A 15,518-nucleotide genomic window follows, 5' to 3' on the forward strand; every position below is an offset into this window, starting at 1 on the left:
CCTTCACCACCTCTTCGTGTCTGTTGAGCTCCCTACCGTCAACTTCCCCATTCTGTATAGCTGTTGCCACTCATCCGGAACAGTCGCGTCCGAGTCAGGACACCCGGGCGGACAAAACGGACAAGACGGGCCCCGCACACAGTGGGGAGGTGCGGGACCCGCCCCGGCCCCGAGCCTCCCGGTGCCGAGCGGGGTCAGGACCAGCACGGCACCTGGGCTCGGGGGGTCCTGCGCCCGCGCCTGTCAGCTGCTGCGCCGGGTCACGAACTCGGCCAGGGCCAGCAGACCGCCCGCCGCCTCGGGATCGGGCACCGCGCGGGACAACTCCTGCATCGCCCGGCCCATGCGGTCCGCCGCCTGAAGCTGCGCCCAGTCCCGGCCGCCCGCCTGCTCGACGGCGAGCACCGTGCGCTCCAGCTCCCCCTCCGTGTAAGGGCCGCGATACAGCTCGGCCAGATCCGCCGCCGCCGGGGTGCCGGAGGCGAGCGCGGCGACCACGGGCAGCGACTTCTTGCGGGCCATGAGGTCCGCCCCGGCCGGCTTGCCGGTGCGGCTGGGATCCCCCCAGATCCCGATCACGTCGTCGATGAGCTGGAAGGCGAGCCCGGCCTCGCGGCCGAAGGCGTCCAGCGCCTCGACGTCCTCGTCGTCGGCTCCCGCGTACAGCGCGCCCAGGGAGCAGGCGCAGCCGAGCAGTGCCCCCGTCTTCGCCTCGGCCGTGGCGAGCACCTCGTCGAGGGTGACCTCGTCGGGGCCGCGCCGCTCCATGGCCGTGTCCGTCTGCTGGCCCGCGCACAGCTCCACGACGCAGGCGGCCAGCCGGGCGGCCGCGGCCCCGGACACCGGGTGCCGGTCCTGGGCGAGCAGGCCCAGGGCCAGTGCCTGCAGGGCGTCCCCGGCGAGGATCGCGTCGGCGTCGCCGAACACGGTCCAGGCCGTTGGGCGGTGCCTGCGGGTGGCGTCCCGGTCCATGAGGTCGTCGTGCAGCAGCGTGAAGTTGTGGATCAGTTCGACGGCCGCGGCGGCCCTCACGGCCACGGCCTCACGCCCGCCGAGCGCTCGGGCCGCGGTCAGCACGAGTGCGGGGCGTATGGCCTTCCCCGCGTTTCCGGACGCCGGTGTGCCGTCCGCGTGCTCCCAGCCGAAGTGATAGCGCGCGATACGCCGCAGGGGCCCGGGAAGCGAGTCGACGGCCCGGCGCAGCTCCGGGTCGACCGCGGCGCGGGCCCGCTCCAGGATCGCCGTCGCCTCCTGCCCGTCGGCCGGTACCGCGATCGGTACCGCCGGGGCGGGCAGTGTGTCGCGCCGGCCGCGGGAGCCGGCCGGGCCCCGCCGCCCGAGCATCGTGCCCGGCTTCGGCCCCGTCATGAACTCACCCATGAAACCGCCTCGAAGAGTCCCCGGACGGTGACGCCTCCGCTGCCGCCGGGTCAGTATTCCGAGGGTGTACCCGCCCTGACGGGCGGGCACACGGCGTGCCGCTTGCCTGCGGCGACGGACGACTGGACGTCACCTCCAGCGGCCGATCTCGACGTTCTCCAGGACTCCCAGCGCGTCGGGCACCAGGACCGCTGCGGAGAAGTAGGACGTCACCAGGTAGCTGATGACCGCCTGTTCGTTGATGCCCATGAAGCGGACCGACAGGCTGGGCTCGATCTCGTCGGGGATGCCGGACTGCCGCAGGCCCACCACACCCTGGTCGTCCTCCCCGGTACGCATGGCGATGATCGAGGTCGTACGGGCGTCGCTGACCGGGATCTTGTTGCAGGGGTAGAGCGGCACACCGCGCCAGGTGGGGATGCGGTTCCCGCCGACGTCGATGGTCTCCGGGACCAGTCCGCGCTTGTTGAGTTCCCTGCCGAAGGCGGAGATGGCACGCGGGTGGGCGAGGAACAGCTTGGTACCGCGACGCCTGCTGAGCAGTTCGTCCAGGTCGTCCGGGCTCGGCACGCCGTCGTGCGGCTGGAGCCGCTGGTCGTACTCGCAGTTGTGGAGCAGTCCGAAGTCGCGGTTGTTGATCAGCTCATGTTCCTGGCGCTCCTTCAGTGCCTCGACCGTCAGCCGCAACTGGTGCTCGGTCTGGTTCATCGGCTGGTTGTAGAGGTCAGCCACGCGTGTGTGGATGCGCAGGACGGTCTGCGCGATGCTCATTTCGTACTCGCGGGGCACGGCGTCATAGTCGACGAAGGTGTTCGGGATGTCCGGCTCGCCGCTGTGGCCCGCGGCCAGGTCGATCGCCTTCTCGCCGTACTTGTTGGTGCGCTGCGCGGGGATCGAGCGCTGCTGCCTGAGGTGCTCGCGCAGCGACCCGGCGCGCTCCGCGACCTGTTCCACGTCCCGGCGGGGCAGGGCGAGCACCGTGCAGGCGGTGACCGCGCGGGCCGTGTACTCCCAGATGGCGTCCGGGTCCAGCAGCGCCTGATCCCCGAAGTAGGCACCGTCGGCCAGTACTCCGAGCACGGCGTCGCCCCCGTACGGCCCGGTGCCGATCTTCTCGACCTTGCCATGGGCGAGCAGATAGACCTCGTCCGTCTGGCTCCCGAACTCGGCGAGCACGTCCCCCGGTGCGAACCTGCGTTGCTGGCACCGCTGGGCGAGTTCGGCGAGCACGTCCTGGTCGTCGTACTCGCGAAGGGCGGGAAGCTCGCCCAGTTCGGCGGGGATGACCGTCACCTGGTCCCCCGTCTTCACGAACGTCACGCGTCCGTCGCCCACGGAGTAGGTGACGCGACGGTTCACCCGGTACGTACCACCCTGCACATTCACCCACGGCAGCATTCGCAGCAGCCACCGTGAGCTGATCTCCTGCATCTGGGGCGCGGACTTGGTGGTGGTGGCCAGATTCCGTGCGGCCGCGGTGCCGAGACTCTGCTGCGGCTTGTTCTCGTCCGCGCGGACCTCTTCGCCTACCGACATTGAGATTGTCCCTCCCGGTCTTGCACCGATCTGCCTTGCGCTGATCTGCGAAAAGAAGCCTCTCAGCACGGAGCGTGCCCGTGCCATTACCCAAATGAGCGGGAATGGATCATCCGCGGCCTGGGCAGAGGGAGGCGCGTTCCACCGGCCGGTCCCCGACCGGGCCGCCCCGCGCCGGGTGTTCGACAATGGCCGGGTGACCAGCCCCGATGCGCCGAAGCCCGGAACGCTCGACCTGGCCCTGCTGCGCCCGCGCCTGCCGTCGCCGCTGCAGGAGGCCGCGGACGAACGCTTCGCCCGGCACGGTGTCCGGCTGCTGCTGAAGCGGGACGACCTGATCCACCCCGACCTCGTCGGCAACAAATGGCGCAAGCTGGCCCCCAACCTCGCCGCCGCCGCGGGGCGCCCCCTGCTCACCTTCGGCGGCGCCTACTCCAACCACCTGAGGGCGACGGCCGCGGCGGGCCGGCTGCTGGGCCTCGAGACCATCGGCGTGGTCCGCGGCCAGGAGCTCGCGAACCGCACGCTGAACCCCTCTCTGGCGGTGTGCGCGTCGGACGGCATGCGGCTGCACTTCGTCGACAGGTCGACGTATCGGCGTAAAGCGGAGCCGGAGACCCTGGCAGGGATCCTGCGCGCCGCGGGCGCCGACGATGCGTACGTGGTGCCGGAGGGCGGCAGCAACGCGCTCGCCGTGCAGGGCTGCCTCGCCCTCGGCGAGGAACTGCGCGACCGAGCCGACGTCGTCGCCGTCGCCTGCGGCACCGGCGGCACGCTCGCGGGCCTGGCCGCCGGCCTCGGACCCCGCCAGCGGGCGCTCGGCGTGCCGGTCCTCAAGGGCGAATTCCTTGCCGCCGACACGGAGGCCCTGCAGACCCGGGCCTTCGGCGGCCGACGCGGGAACTGGTCCCTGGACACCCGCTTCCACTTCGGCGGATACGCCCGCATACCCAGCGAACTGGAGGAGTTCGCGCTCGACTTCGAGTCCCGCCACGGCCTGCCCGTGGAACATCTCTATGTCGCCAAGCTGCTGTACGCGCTTGTCGCCCTGGCCGAGGAGGGCGCGTTCCCGCGGGGCACGGCACTGGCCGCCGTGATCACCGGAAGGCCCCTCCCCCAGGCGCCGGTTCAGGCCGTCTCGCGGTAGGCCGCCGCCTCCTCCAGGTCCAGGCGCCGCAGCAGGGTCCGGAGCATCTCGTCATCGATGTACCGGTGGTTGCGGAGCCTCACGAAGACCTCCCGTTCCGCGCCGATCATCTCCCGGGACAGCCTGCGGTAGGTGTCGTCGGCCGTCTCACCGGTCACCGGGTTCACCGCGCCCAACCGCTCCCAGACCGAGTTGCGCCGGCGCTCCAGGACATGCCTCAGCCGGTCGGCGAGCGGCGGTGGCAGGGCGTTCCCCTGGTCGTCCAGGAGCTCGTCCAGGCGCTGCTCGGCGGCCCTGGACGCCTGCGCCTGGGCGTTGGCCTCGGCGAGGGTCTCCGCCTGGGGGTCCCGTCCCGGCAGCCGCAGCAGCCGGATCAGCGGGGGCAGGCTCAGGCCCTGCACCACGAGCGTGCCGATCACCGTCGTGAAGGTGAGGAAGAGGATCAGGTTGCGGTCGGGGAACGGGGAGCCGTCATGCATGCTCTTCGGGATCGAGAAGGCGATGGCGAGCGAGACGACGCCCCGCATGCCCGCCCAGCTGATGACGAACGCCGACTTCCACGTGGGGGCCTCCTCGGCGTCCCGGACGCGCCTGGACAGCAGGGGCGGAAGGAAGGTGGCCGGATACACCCAGACGAACCGCGACACGACGATCGCGAGGAAGACGGCCACCGCGTACCAGGCCGCGCGTGTGCCCTCGTACCGGCCGAGCCCCTTGAGGACGACCGGCAGTTGCAGGCCGATGAGCGCGAACACCGATGACTCCAGGACGAACGCGACCATCTTCCACACCGCCTCCTCCTGGAGCCGGGTCGCGAAGTCGACCTGCCAGTTGTGATACCCGAGATAGAGGGCGACAACGACCACGGCGAGCACCCCGGACGCGTGGACCCACTCAGCGGTGCCGTAGGCGACGAACGGGATCAGCAGGGAGAGGGTGTTCTGCAGCAGCGCCTCCTTCATGTGCGTGCGCAGCCAGTGGATCGGCACCATCAGCAGCAGACCGACCGCCACGCCCCCGACCGCCGCGAGCAGGAACTCCTTCACCCCGCCCATCCAGGTCGCGCCCTCCCCGACCGCTGCCGCGAGCGCCACCCGGTAGGCGGTGATCGCGGTCGCGTCGTTCACCAGCGACTCCCCCTGCAGGATCGTGGTGATCCGCGACGGCAGCCCCACCCGTCTGGCGACCGCGGTCGCCGCGACCGCGTCCGGCGGGGCGACCACCGCGCCCAGCACCAGCGCGGCCGTCAGCGGCATGCCCGGCACGAGCAGATACACCGCCCAGCCCACGACGAGCGTCGAGAACAGCACATACCCGACGGACAGCAGCGCCACGGGCCGCATCTGCGCGCGCAGGTCCAGATACGAACTGTCCGTGGCGGCCGTGTAGAGCAAGGGCGGCAGCACCAGCGGCAGGACGATCTCCGGGTCGAGGGTGTACCCGGGCACCCCGGGCAGATACGACACCACGAGCCCTACCGCGACGAGCAGCAGGGGTGCCGGCACCGGGGTGCGGCGCGCCGCACCGGCGACCGCGGCGCTGCCCGCGACCAGCAGCAGCAATGGCAACACGTTCATCGTCTTTTGCCCGCCCTCGTCATCCGCGCGGCTTCCCGCCCTCGAATTCCGCGCCGCATCGCGCGGAGCCGTCGTAACCTGGCCATCATGAAACAGTGCACGCACGCGGGAGCGCTGCCGCACCCCGAGCCCACACCCCAGAGCGCCACATGCCTGGAGTGCCTCGAAGCCGGCACAGACCCTGTGCAGCTGCGGATGTGCCTGGAGTGCGGGCACGTGGGCTGCTGCGACTCCTCACCCCTGCGGCACGCGACGACGCACCACCACAACAGCGGTCACCCGGTGATGCGCACCTTCGAACGGGGCGAGAACTGGCGCTGGTGCTTTGTCGATCATGTACTTGTGTGACCTCGATTCCGTCCTCGGGCGACGCCGGCCATCCGTACGCGTGCACCTGTGGAGATCCGTACTCATGTGACTCCGGATCCGGACGGTTCGACGGTCTGACGCCGGGGTACGTCAAACCGGCGCGCGCTCTTCCCAATTGGGCCCGCAGGCCTCTAGCCACTGTGCGTATTCACAGGTTTACTATGAGTGACAGCAGGGGTCGGGGCCCAGGGGACAGGAAAGTCATCAGCGCGATAGCGTCACCGCTGAACCACGTAGGGCGTTACCCCGGGGGGCGACCCTCGGCCCCCGGATAGAGCTTGTACCACCTTGGAGGTGAGGGTGTCCGAGATCGCAGGCGAGCCCGCGACCCAGGACTTCGTGGAAGTCCGGCTGCCGGCGGCGGGTGCCTACCTGTCGGTGCTGCGCACGGCCACGGCCGGTCTCGCGGCACGTTTGGACTTCACCCTGGACGAAATCGAGGACCTGCGTATCGCGGTCGACGAGGCATGCGCGATCCTGCTCCAGCAGGCCGTGCCCGGCTCGGTACTCAGCTGTGTCTTCCGGCTCATCGACGACTCACTCGAAGTCACTGTCGCGGCCCCGACCACGGACGGTCACGCCCCCTCGCGTGACACCTTCGCCTGGACCGTCCTGTCGGCCCTGGCCGGCAAGGTCTCCTCAGCGGTTGCCGACGACAAGACCGTGTCCATCAGCCTCTACAAACAGCGCGGCGCGGGACCCGGGCCGGCGTGACGAACGGGGACGGGCCGGTGCGGGACGACGAGCGCGGCACACGGGAGCTCTCCGCGGGCAGCGGCGATCCTGGCGGATCGCGCCGCATGGCGGACGGCATGGACGGCATTCCCGAACAGGCCCGTCCGCACCCGGAGGACGAGACCTCGGCGGCCGGAGCCTCCGCACAGGCGGGGCCGGTCGCCACGGGTGGACCGCCCTCCGTCCGGGGCGACGGACGCCCGGATCCGGACGGACGCGTCGCGTCCTCCCAGGACATCGGGACCTCCCCGGCTCATGGGGGTCCCCCCGCTCGAGCGCGGTCGAGAGTGGGGGAGGAGGCGGGAGCGCGGGGAAGGGTGACGGGCGGGACGATGAGCGAGCACGAGCGAAACGCTGAGCAGAGTGTGCCGGTCGGCGCACGGCACGACCCACAGGACCGCACGGGAGCGCGGGCCATGTTCGTGGAGCTGCGCACGCTGAAGGAGGGCAGCCGGGAGTACGCCGAGCTGCGCAACAAGCTGGTCCGTATGCACCTGCCGCTCGTCGAACACCTCGCGCGCCGCTTCCGCAACCGAGGCGAGCCGCTGGACGATCTGACCCAGGTCGCGACCATCGGCCTGATCAAGTCCGTGGACCGTTTCGACCCGGACCGGGGCGTCGAGTTCTCGACGTACGCGACCCCGACGGTCGTCGGCGAGATCAAGCGCCACTTCCGTGACAAGGGCTGGGCGGTGCGGGTGCCGCGGCGTCTGCAGGAGCTTCGCCTGGCCCTGACGACGGCCACCGCGGAGCTGTCCCAGCTGCACGGACGCTCTCCGACCGTCCATGAGCTGGCCGAGAAGCTGGCCATCTCGGAAGAGGAGGTCCTGGAGGGGCTGGAGTCCGCCAACGCCTACTCGACGCTGTCCCTGGACGTCCCGGACACGGACGACGAGTCGCCCGCGGTCGCCGACACTCTCGGCGCCGAGGACGAGGCCCTGGAGGGCGTCGAATACCGCGAGTCGCTGAAGCCGCTGCTGGAGGATCTTCCGCCGCGAGAAAAGCGGATCCTTCTCCTCCGGTTCTTCGGCAACATGACACAGTCACAGATCGCGCAGGAGGTCGGCATCTCGCAGATGCACGTCTCACGTCTGCTGGCCCGGACTCTGGCGCAACTCCGGGAGAAGCTCCTCGTGGAGGAGTGACACCTCCCGGCGGAGCGGCCGGGGAACGACAAAGGGCGACCGGCGATCCGATCGCCCCGAGGCGCACGCTCCGGCAGGAGCCCCGGCGGCTACTTCTGGTCGGGTGCGCTGCCAGGGGTCCTGATGCCCAGGGCCCGCGTGGTCGCCGGATTCACCAGGAGCACCAGGGCGGCCACCGCGACGACCGCGAGCGCGATCCCTCCCGGGATCGCGACGCTGTCGGCCTGAAGCAGGCTGTAGGCCACCGGAAGCGCCATGATCTGTGTGATGACCGCGGGCCCCCGGCTCCAGCCGCGCCGCAGCAGCAGGCCGCGCGCCGCCAGCAGGGGCAACAGCGCGAGCACCACGAGGGTGATGCCGCCCGTGACGGCCGGCACACGGCTGTCCGACGAGCCGGTCAGTCCGCGCACGAGCATCCAGATGCCGCCGACGACCAGGACAAGGCCCTCCAGTCCGGCCAGTGCCGCCGCGGCGGTCAGCCGCGCCGGACGCTGCCCGGCTTCGGGGGCCGGAGGGGTGGGGTTCTGCTCAGCGCTCACCCCTGAAGGGTAGCCGCCGGCCGTATCCGCGCGGCCGGCACCGGCATTGTGCCCAAGACCACTCCCTCATCTCTTACTGGTTCCCTACCTCGGCATGGGGCGAGTACCGCCCAGTAGGTACGCTGCACCCCATGCGTGCACTTCTCGTGGTCAATCCGGCAGCTACTACGACAGGCGCACGTACCCGTGACGTACTGATCCACGCGCTGGCGAGCGAGATGAAGCTCGAGGTGGTCACCACCCAGTACCGGGGCCACGCCCGGGACCTCGGCCGCCAGGCCGCCGAGAGCGACGACATAGAGCTGGTGGTGGCGCTCGGCGGCGACGGCACGGTCAACGAGGTCGTGAACGGCCTGCTGCACCACGGCCCCGACCCCGGCGGTCTGCCCCGCCTCGCCGTGGTCCCCGGCGGCTCCACCAATGTCTTCGCCCGCGCCCTCGGCCTGCCCAATGACGCCGTGGAGGCCACCGGAGCGATCCTCGACGCCCTGCGCGAGAACCGCGAGCGCGAGGTCGGCCTCGGTCTCGCCGCGGGCACGCCGGGCACGGTGGACGAGGCCGTACCCTCCCGCTGGTTCACCTTCACCGCGGGTCTCGGCTTCGACGCGGGCGTGGTCGGCCGCGTCGAGCAGCAGCGCGAGCAGGGCAAGCGCTCGACCCATGCGCTGTATCTGCGCCAAATGGTGAGGCAGTTTCTGGACGAACCTCACCGCAAGAAGGGTCTGATCACTCTGGAGCGCCCCGGAGAGGACCCGATCACCGGTCTCGTCCTGTCGATAATCTGCAACGCGACGCCTTGGACGTTTCTCGGCAATCGTCCGGTGTACGCGTCACCTAAAGCATCGTTCGATACAGGACTCGATGTGACGGCTCTCAGCCGCATGTCGACGGCCTCGGTTGCCCGGTATGCCACCCAGTTGCTCACTTCGTCCCCCGATCGCGGCCCGCGTGGCAAGCATGTGGTCTCGCTGCACGACCTGAGCGAGTTCACCTTGCATTCGAAGGCGCCCCTCCCCCTTCAGATGGACGGTGACCACCTGGGGCTGCGTACGAGCGTGACGTTCACAGGCGTACGCCGTGCACTGCGTGTGATTGTGTGAGCAGAAGACGCCAAAGTCCTTTCACTCGAACGTTTAGGCCAGGATCCACCCCTTGGAAGTACGGCTGTGACCTAGTCGACACCAAGGAATCAAAAAAAACTTTCCGGAAGGGGTTGTATCCGCCGCTGAGGTTTGCGAGTCTCTACGTGGCGCTCGGGACGGCCCGCAACACCGGCCCCCACAGAGAGCCCGAACCCCTCCTCAAACCACAGGACCACGTCAGTGAGTCTGACGATCGGCCCTTCACTTGTTGAGGGATTCGTGAAAGCGTTCACATTCACAAGCAATCTGCACGTAATACCACGGAGAGGTAACAGCCATGGACTGGCGTCACAACGCCGTTTGCCGCGAGGAAGACCCCGAGCTCTTCTTCCCCATCGGCAACACCGGTCCTGCGCTGCTGCAGATCGAGGAAGCCAAGGCCGTCTGCCGTCGCTGCCCGGTTGTCGAGCAGTGCCTGCAGTGGGCGCTCGAGTCCGGCCAGGACTCCGGCGTCTGGGGTGGCCTCAGCGAGGACGAGCGCCGCGCCATGAAGCGCCGCGCCGCCCGCAACCGGGCCCGTCAGGCATCCGCCTGACCCACCCACCCCGTACGGGCCTGAGCTTGGCGGCGCGTATGCCTCAGGGCATCACCGAGTAGACAGCGAGTACGCTTCTCCCGCCTCCGAGCCGCAGCGCGCAGTACCCCCGATGCGCCCAGCACTAGCGGGGAACGAGCTTTTAGCCCCGGACCACTTGAGGTCCGGGGCTCATTGCTGTCCGGAGCCCATTCCTGTCCGGAGCCCCTGGCCGTCCGGGCCCTGCGCGTCGTTCACGGTCCGATGTCCCCGCCCCGCGCGGTGGGATCACTTCTGCGAGCGGACCGGAATGTCCAGGATGACCCGAGTGCCGCGCTCCGGGGCGGGGACCATGTCGAAGGTGCCGCCCAACTCGCCCTCCACCAGCGTCCGTACGATCTGCAGACCGAGGTTGCCCGCCGTGTGCGGATCGAAGCCTTCGGGCAGACCGACCCCGTTGTCCTGGACGGTGACCAGGAGGCGCTCCTCCTTCGTCGTGCCGCCGCGGACCGCCGAGACCTCGACCGCGCCGGTGTCGCCCTGACGGAAGCCGTGTTCCAGGGCGTTCTGCAGGATCTCGGTCAGCACCATGGACAGCGGGGTCGCGATCTCGGCGTCCAGGATGCCGAAGCAGCCGCTGCGGTGGCCGGTGACCGAGCCGGGCGAGATCTCGGCGACCATCGCGAGCACCCGGTCGGCGATCTCGTCGAAGTCCACCCGCTCGTCCAGGTTCTGAGACAGCGTCTCATGCACGATGGCGATCGAGCCGACCCGCCGTACGGCCTCCTCCAGGGCCTCCCGGCCGCGCTCGGACCCGATACGACGAGCCTGGAGGCGGAGCAGGGCGGCCACCGTCTGGAGGTTGTTCTTGACCCGGTGGTGGATCTCCCGGATGGTCGCGTCCTTGGTGATCAACTCGCGTTCGCGGCGCCGCAGTTCCGTGACGTCCCGGAGCAGGACGAGCGAACCGATGCGCGTGCCCTTGGGCTTGAGGGGGATCGCCCGGAACTGGATCACCCCGTCGTTGGCCTCGATCTCGAACTCGCGCGGCGCCCAGCCGCTGGCCACCTTGACCAGCGCCTCGTCGACCGGACCCCTGGTCGGGGCGAGTTCGGCCGTGGTCCTGCCGAGGTGCTGGCCGACCAGGTCGGAGGCGAGACCCAGACGGTGATACGCCGAGAGTCCGTTCGGCGACGCGTACTGGACGACACCGTCAGCGTCCAGCCTCATCAGCCCGTCACCGACACGCGGTGAGGCATCCATGTCGACCTGCTGGCCGGGGAAGGGGAACGCTCCGGCCGCGATCATCTGGGCGAGGTCGGAGGCACTCTGGAGATACGTCAGCTCAAGACGGCTCGGGGTCCGCACGGTCAGCAGATTGGTGTTGCGCGCGATGACGGCGAGGACGCGGCCCTCGCGGCGCACCGGGATGGACTCGACCCGGACCGGGACCTCCTCACGCCACTCGGGGTCGCCCTCGCGCACGATCCGCCCCTCGTCGAGCGCCGCGTCCAGCATCGGGCGCCGGCCGCGGGGGACGAGATGGCCGACCATGTCGTCCTGGTACGAGGTGGGGCCGGTGTTGGGGCGCATCTGGGCGATCGACACGTACCGCGCGCCGTCGCGTGTGGGCACCCACAGAACCAGGTCCGCGAAAGAGAGGTCGGAGAGCAGCTGCCACTCCGACACCAGCAGATGCAGCCACTCCAGGTCGGAGTCGCTGAGGTCGGTGTGCTGGCGGACCAGTTCGTTCATGGAGGGCACGTCAGCGAGAGTACCCGGGGGTTCGGACACCGATCGAAACAGGCCAGGTGGCCGACCCGGCACTCCCCCGAAAACACCCGCGGGCCGCGGCGCCTGAGAGGGACCCTCAACCCTCCCGGCACCGCAGCCCGGAGCAGCAACGGCCGTGGGGTGTGCGGTCCCGGTCGGCCGAAGGCCGAGGAGCCGGAGCGGTCAGGGCAGAGAGCGCCGGATCCTCGGTCCGCCTTCCTGTGCGGGGAAGGCGGAAGTCTGTGTGTATGCGTCGCGTCCTCTCGCCGGTGGAGCGAGAAGGCTTTACCGATTTTACCCAGTGCGTCGGCGTCCCTGCGCCCGCGCATCATGGACTAGACCACATCCATGAACCATGTTCCTGCGTCCGGCGGCATGTGTCCATGCGTTGGCGGATGTTTGTTGTTGTCTCTTTATCGGACGTCCGCCGTCGGCTCACGCGCAGCGTAGCCTCCTTCGGCCCCCGCCGGGGGCCAGATCGCCATGGCGATGTCCGCGAGTGCCTCCAGCTCTTCCCGGCCGGCCCCGTCGCGCGCCTGCTGGGACATGCCCTGGATGACCGCGCCGGTGTACCGGGCGAGAGCACGGGCGTCGGTACCGGCGGGCAGTTCGCCCGCAGCGGCACCGGCTCTGATCCTGGCCTCGTAGGCGGCGATGTGCGCGTTGCGCCGGGCCCGCAGGGACTCTTCCACCTCGGGGGTCGCGCAGTTGGTGGCGGCATGGAGGACGAGGCAGCCGTGCGGACGTCCGGGGGCCGTGTACAGGGAGGCGGCCTCACGGAGCATCCGGCGGAAGGCGTCGCGGGCCGTGGGCTCCTCGGCGAGGGCGCGGTCGCCGAAGGACCCGTAACGCTCGTCGTAGACGGCGACGACCTCCTCGAACAGCGACCGTTTGTCGCCGAACGCCGCGTACAGGCTGGGGGCGCCGATGCCCATGACCCGGGTGAGGTCGGAGACGGATGTGGCCTCGTACCCGCGCTCCCAGAAGGCCATGACGGCCTTCTCGAGCGCGGTGGCCCGGTCGAAGGAGCGGGGGCGGCCACGCGGCCGGGGAGGGGCCGGGGAGGGGGCCGGACGGCCGTTGTCCGGCCCCTCCCCGGCCGAAGGTCCGGGCACGGATCGCACTTCCTGCTCCCGCCTGTTCACCATGGGGTGGATTTTATAGCGAGCGCTAGAGAAATGTCAGCGGGCCGTAGTAGCTTCTTTTGCACGGCACCTCCGCGGCGGCCGCTTCTGCTAGATTGGTCTATACCACACGTGATGTCCCTCCGGTTCCCCTGCGAGCCCTCTTCAGATCGGCAGGCCCAGCGTGGAAGTTGTCATCGTTCCGGATGCCAAGGCGGGTGGCGAGCTGATCGCCGAGGCCATGGCGCAGCTGCTTCGGCGCAAGCCCGATGCCCTGCTCGGCGTGGCCACCGGGTCGACCCCGCTGCCCATCTACGAGGCGCTGGCGGCCAGGGTCCGCGCGGGCGCCGTGGACACCTCGCGTGCGAGGATCGCCCAGCTCGACGAGTACGTGGGGCTGCCGGCCGACCATCCGGAGTCGTACCGTTCGGTGCTCCGCCGTGAGGTGCTGGAGCCGCTCGGCATCGGCATGGGGGCGTTCATGGGGCCGGACGGCACCGCCGAGGACGTGCCGGCGGCGTGCGAGGCATACGACAGGGCGCTCGCCGCGGCGGGCGGGGTGGACCTCCAGCTGCTCGGCATCGGCACCGACGGGCACATCGGGTTCAACGAGCCCTGCTCCTCGCTCGCCTCGCGCACCCGGATCAAGACGCTGACCGAGCAGACCCGGGTCGACAACGCGCGGTTCTTCGGCGGCGACATGGACCAGGTGCCGCATCATGTGATCACCCAGGGCATCGGGACCATCCTGGAGGCACGGCATCTGGTGCTCCTCGCCACCGGCGAGGGCAAGGCCGATGCCGTCGCCGCGACGGTCGAGGGCCCGGTCGCCGCGGTCTGCCCGGCCTCGGCGCTCCAGCTCCACCCGCATGCGACGGTCGTCGTGGACGAGGCCGCGGCCTCCAAGCTGAAGCTCGCCGGCTACTTCCGCCACACCTACGCCAACAAGCCCGGCTGGCAGGGCATATAGGGATCCTTGCGCGGACGGGGTTGCCGGCCGCTCCCGGAAGAGCGGCCGGCGGCTTCGCCGCACCGGACCCGCTCACGCGCCCGCGATGACCTCCGCCGCCGCGCGCCCGCACACCCGCGCCGCCCCGTGCGTGGCGATGTGCAGGGCACCACGGGGAGCGGCCCGCGGGACGCCCATCTCGACCACGACAGTGTCCGGGCGTTCCCGCAGGAGCGTGCCGAGGGCCGCGGCCATCCAGGGGTGGCGGTGCTCGTCGCGGACCACCGCGACGATCCGCCGGGCCCCGGCCGCCTCCAGCGCCTCGCGCCCCGCGTCCTGACCGGCGAAGCTGCCCGTCCCGGTGCCGGGGAGCAGCCGGGACAGTTCCGCCGCCAGACCCCAAGGGGTCTCGTCGCCCACCGCGATGTTCGCGACGGGGGTGAACGCCACGACGTAGGGCGGCCGGGTGAGCGGGGTGAAGCCCTCCGCCCCGGTGACCGTCAGCGCGCGCCGGGCCGCCAGCAGACCGACATCGGTTCCGGCGGACGGCTGCGCGCCGGTACCTCGCGCGTTTGCCGACGCGGTCCACCGAGCCAGGTCCCGCACTCGCTGCGCCGCCGCGGCCAGCCGCTCCTCGGCCAGTTCACCCGACCGTACGGCCGTGACGAGGGCGTCCCTCAGGCGTCGTACCGTCTCGTCGTCCGCGAGGCCACCGCCCACGCAGATGGCGTCCGCCCCGGCCGCGATGGCGAGCACGCTGCCGCGCTCGATGCCGTACGTCCCGGCGATGGCCCGCATCTCCATGCCATCGGTGACGATCAGGCCGTCGTAGCCGAGTTCGCCGCGCAGCAGGTCGGTCAGGATGCGCCGGGAGAGTGTGGCCGGACGGTCGGGGTCCAGGGCCGGGACCAGGATGTGCGCGCTCATCACCGCTTTGGTGCCCGCCTCCACGGCCGCGCGGAACGGGACGAGTTCACGCTCCTGGAGCACCGAAGGGGCCGCGTCGATGCGTGGCAGGGCATGGTGGGAGTCGACCGCCGTGTCGCCGTGTCCGGGGAAGTGCTTGGTGCAGGCCGCGACGCCCGCCGACTGCAGGCCCCTGACGTAGGCGGCGGTGTGCCGGGCCACCAGGCCCGTGTCGGCCCCGAAGGAACGTACGCCGATGACCGGGTTCGCGGGGTTGGAGTTGACGTCGGCCGAGGGGGCCCAGTTGAGGTTCACTCCGCACTCCGCGAGCCGCCGTCCGAGTTCGTGGGCCACCTGGCGGGTCAGGTCCACATCGTCCACCGCCCCCAGGGCGTTGTTGCCCGGGAAGGAGGATCCGCACCTCACCTCCAGCCGGGTGACATCGCCGCCCTCCTCGTCGATCGCGACGAGGACATCGTCCCGCTCGGCACGCAACTGGGCGGTCAGGGCGGTGAGCTGCTCGGTCGAGTCGATGTTCCGGCCGAACAGGCCCACGGACGCCAGCCCCTCGCCGAGGTGGCGCAGCAGCCAGTCGGGGGCGGTGGTGCCGGTGAAGCCGGGCTGGAGGACCGTCAGCGCGTCGCGCGTCAGGGTGTCGGTACCGCTGGCGAAGGTCGTCATC

The 15,518-nt window shown here is 70.5% G+C and carries 14 protein-coding genes; 7 read left to right on the forward strand and 7 right to left on the reverse strand.

Annotation, left to right across the window (positions count from 1 at the left end):
- Nucleotides 1-243: 243 nt before the first annotated feature.
- On the reverse strand, nucleotides 244-1,380 hold the full coding sequence (locus ABZ845_RS06105; RefSeq protein ID WP_360973476.1) for a family 2 encapsulin nanocompartment cargo protein polyprenyl transferase: 1,137 nt from the start codon (nucleotides 1,378-1,380) through the stop codon (nucleotides 244-246).
- Nucleotides 1,381-1,509: 129 nt separating this feature from the next.
- Complete coding sequence (locus ABZ845_RS06110) at nucleotides 1,510-2,916, reverse strand: family 2B encapsulin nanocompartment shell protein (RefSeq protein ID WP_360973478.1); 1,407 nt, start codon at nucleotides 2,914-2,916, stop codon at nucleotides 1,510-1,512.
- A 196-nt stretch (nucleotides 2,917-3,112) separates the two neighbouring features.
- Between ABZ845_RS06110 and ABZ845_RS06115 the strand changes: the two genes are divergently transcribed.
- Nucleotides 3,113-4,063, forward strand: a complete 951-nt coding sequence (locus ABZ845_RS06115; RefSeq protein WP_360973480.1) for a pyridoxal-phosphate dependent enzyme — start codon at nucleotides 3,113-3,115, stop codon at nucleotides 4,061-4,063.
- On the opposite strand, the gene ABZ845_RS06120 is transcribed toward ABZ845_RS06115, so the two are convergent.
- A complete protein-coding gene (locus ABZ845_RS06120; RefSeq protein ID WP_360973482.1) occupies nucleotides 4,045-5,640 on the reverse strand; it encodes a Na+/H+ antiporter in 1,596 nt (531 codons plus the stop codon). The two genes, ABZ845_RS06115 and ABZ845_RS06120, sit on opposite strands and share 19 nt — an antisense overlap.
- An 87-nt stretch (nucleotides 5,641-5,727) precedes the next feature.
- On the opposite strand from ABZ845_RS06120, the gene ABZ845_RS06125 reads away from it, so the two are divergent.
- The 3 genes from ABZ845_RS06125 to ABZ845_RS06135 all read left to right on the forward strand — a co-directional run bounded on the left by ABZ845_RS06125 (nucleotide 5,728) and on the right by ABZ845_RS06135 (nucleotide 7,889).
- Nucleotides 5,728-5,988 (forward strand): UBP-type zinc finger domain-containing protein, encoded by a 261-nt coding sequence (locus ABZ845_RS06125; protein WP_360973484.1) that lies wholly within the window; start codon nucleotides 5,728-5,730, stop codon nucleotides 5,986-5,988.
- 321 nt (nucleotides 5,989-6,309) lie between these two features.
- Nucleotides 6,310-6,723, forward strand: a complete 414-nt coding sequence (locus ABZ845_RS06130) for an anti-sigma regulatory factor (RefSeq protein ID WP_360973486.1) — start codon at nucleotides 6,310-6,312, stop codon at nucleotides 6,721-6,723.
- Nucleotides 6,720-7,889 (forward strand): RNA polymerase sigma factor SigF, encoded by a 1,170-nt coding sequence (locus ABZ845_RS06135; RefSeq protein ID WP_360973488.1) that lies wholly within the window; start codon nucleotides 6,720-6,722, stop codon nucleotides 7,887-7,889. Before ABZ845_RS06130 ends, ABZ845_RS06135 begins: the two co-directional genes overlap by 4 nt.
- Before the next feature lie 89 nt (nucleotides 7,890-7,978).
- Here ABZ845_RS06135 and ABZ845_RS06140 read toward each other — a convergent pair whose 3' ends face one another.
- Nucleotides 7,979-8,428, reverse strand: a complete 450-nt coding sequence (locus tag ABZ845_RS06140) for a hypothetical protein (protein WP_360973490.1) — start codon at nucleotides 8,426-8,428, stop codon at nucleotides 7,979-7,981.
- Between the two features lie 131 nt (nucleotides 8,429-8,559).
- Here ABZ845_RS06140 and ABZ845_RS06145 point away from each other — a divergent pair, with 131 nt between their 5' ends.
- Entirely contained in the window at nucleotides 8,560-9,528 is a 969-nt protein-coding gene (locus ABZ845_RS06145; RefSeq protein WP_360973492.1) for a diacylglycerol kinase family protein, read from the forward strand.
- A gap of 319 nt (nucleotides 9,529-9,847) precedes the next feature.
- On the forward strand, nucleotides 9,848-10,105 hold the full coding sequence (locus tag ABZ845_RS06150) for a WhiB family transcriptional regulator (RefSeq protein ID WP_040248489.1): 258 nt from the start codon (nucleotides 9,848-9,850) through the stop codon (nucleotides 10,103-10,105).
- Nucleotides 10,106-10,372: 267 nt separating this feature from the next.
- Here ABZ845_RS06150 and ABZ845_RS06155 read toward each other — a convergent pair whose 3' ends face one another.
- Both ABZ845_RS06155 and ABZ845_RS06160 read right to left on the reverse strand, forming a co-directional pair.
- Nucleotides 10,373-11,848, reverse strand: a complete 1,476-nt coding sequence (locus tag ABZ845_RS06155) for a PAS domain-containing sensor histidine kinase (RefSeq protein WP_360973495.1) — start codon at nucleotides 11,846-11,848, stop codon at nucleotides 10,373-10,375.
- Nucleotides 11,849-12,270: 422 nt separating this feature from the next.
- Complete coding sequence (locus tag ABZ845_RS06160; protein ID WP_360973497.1) at nucleotides 12,271-13,005, reverse strand: TetR/AcrR family transcriptional regulator; 735 nt, start codon at nucleotides 13,003-13,005, stop codon at nucleotides 12,271-12,273.
- A 160-nt stretch (nucleotides 13,006-13,165) separates the two neighbouring features.
- Between ABZ845_RS06160 and nagB the strand changes: the two genes are divergently transcribed.
- On the forward strand, nucleotides 13,166-13,951 hold the full coding sequence (gene nagB, locus ABZ845_RS06165) for a glucosamine-6-phosphate deaminase (protein WP_360973499.1): 786 nt from the start codon (nucleotides 13,166-13,168) through the stop codon (nucleotides 13,949-13,951).
- 72 nt (nucleotides 13,952-14,023) lie between these two features.
- On the opposite strand, the gene ABZ845_RS06170 is transcribed toward nagB, so the two are convergent.
- Entirely contained in the window at nucleotides 14,024-15,517 is a 1,494-nt protein-coding gene (locus tag ABZ845_RS06170; RefSeq protein WP_360973501.1) for a glycoside hydrolase family 3 protein, read from the reverse strand.
- Nucleotide 15,518: the final 1 nt, after the last annotated feature.

Origin of the sequence: Streptomyces sp. NPDC047022, from assembly GCF_040644155.1 — a bacterium.
Classification (GTDB): domain Bacteria; phylum Actinomycetota; class Actinomycetes; order Streptomycetales; family Streptomycetaceae; genus Streptomyces.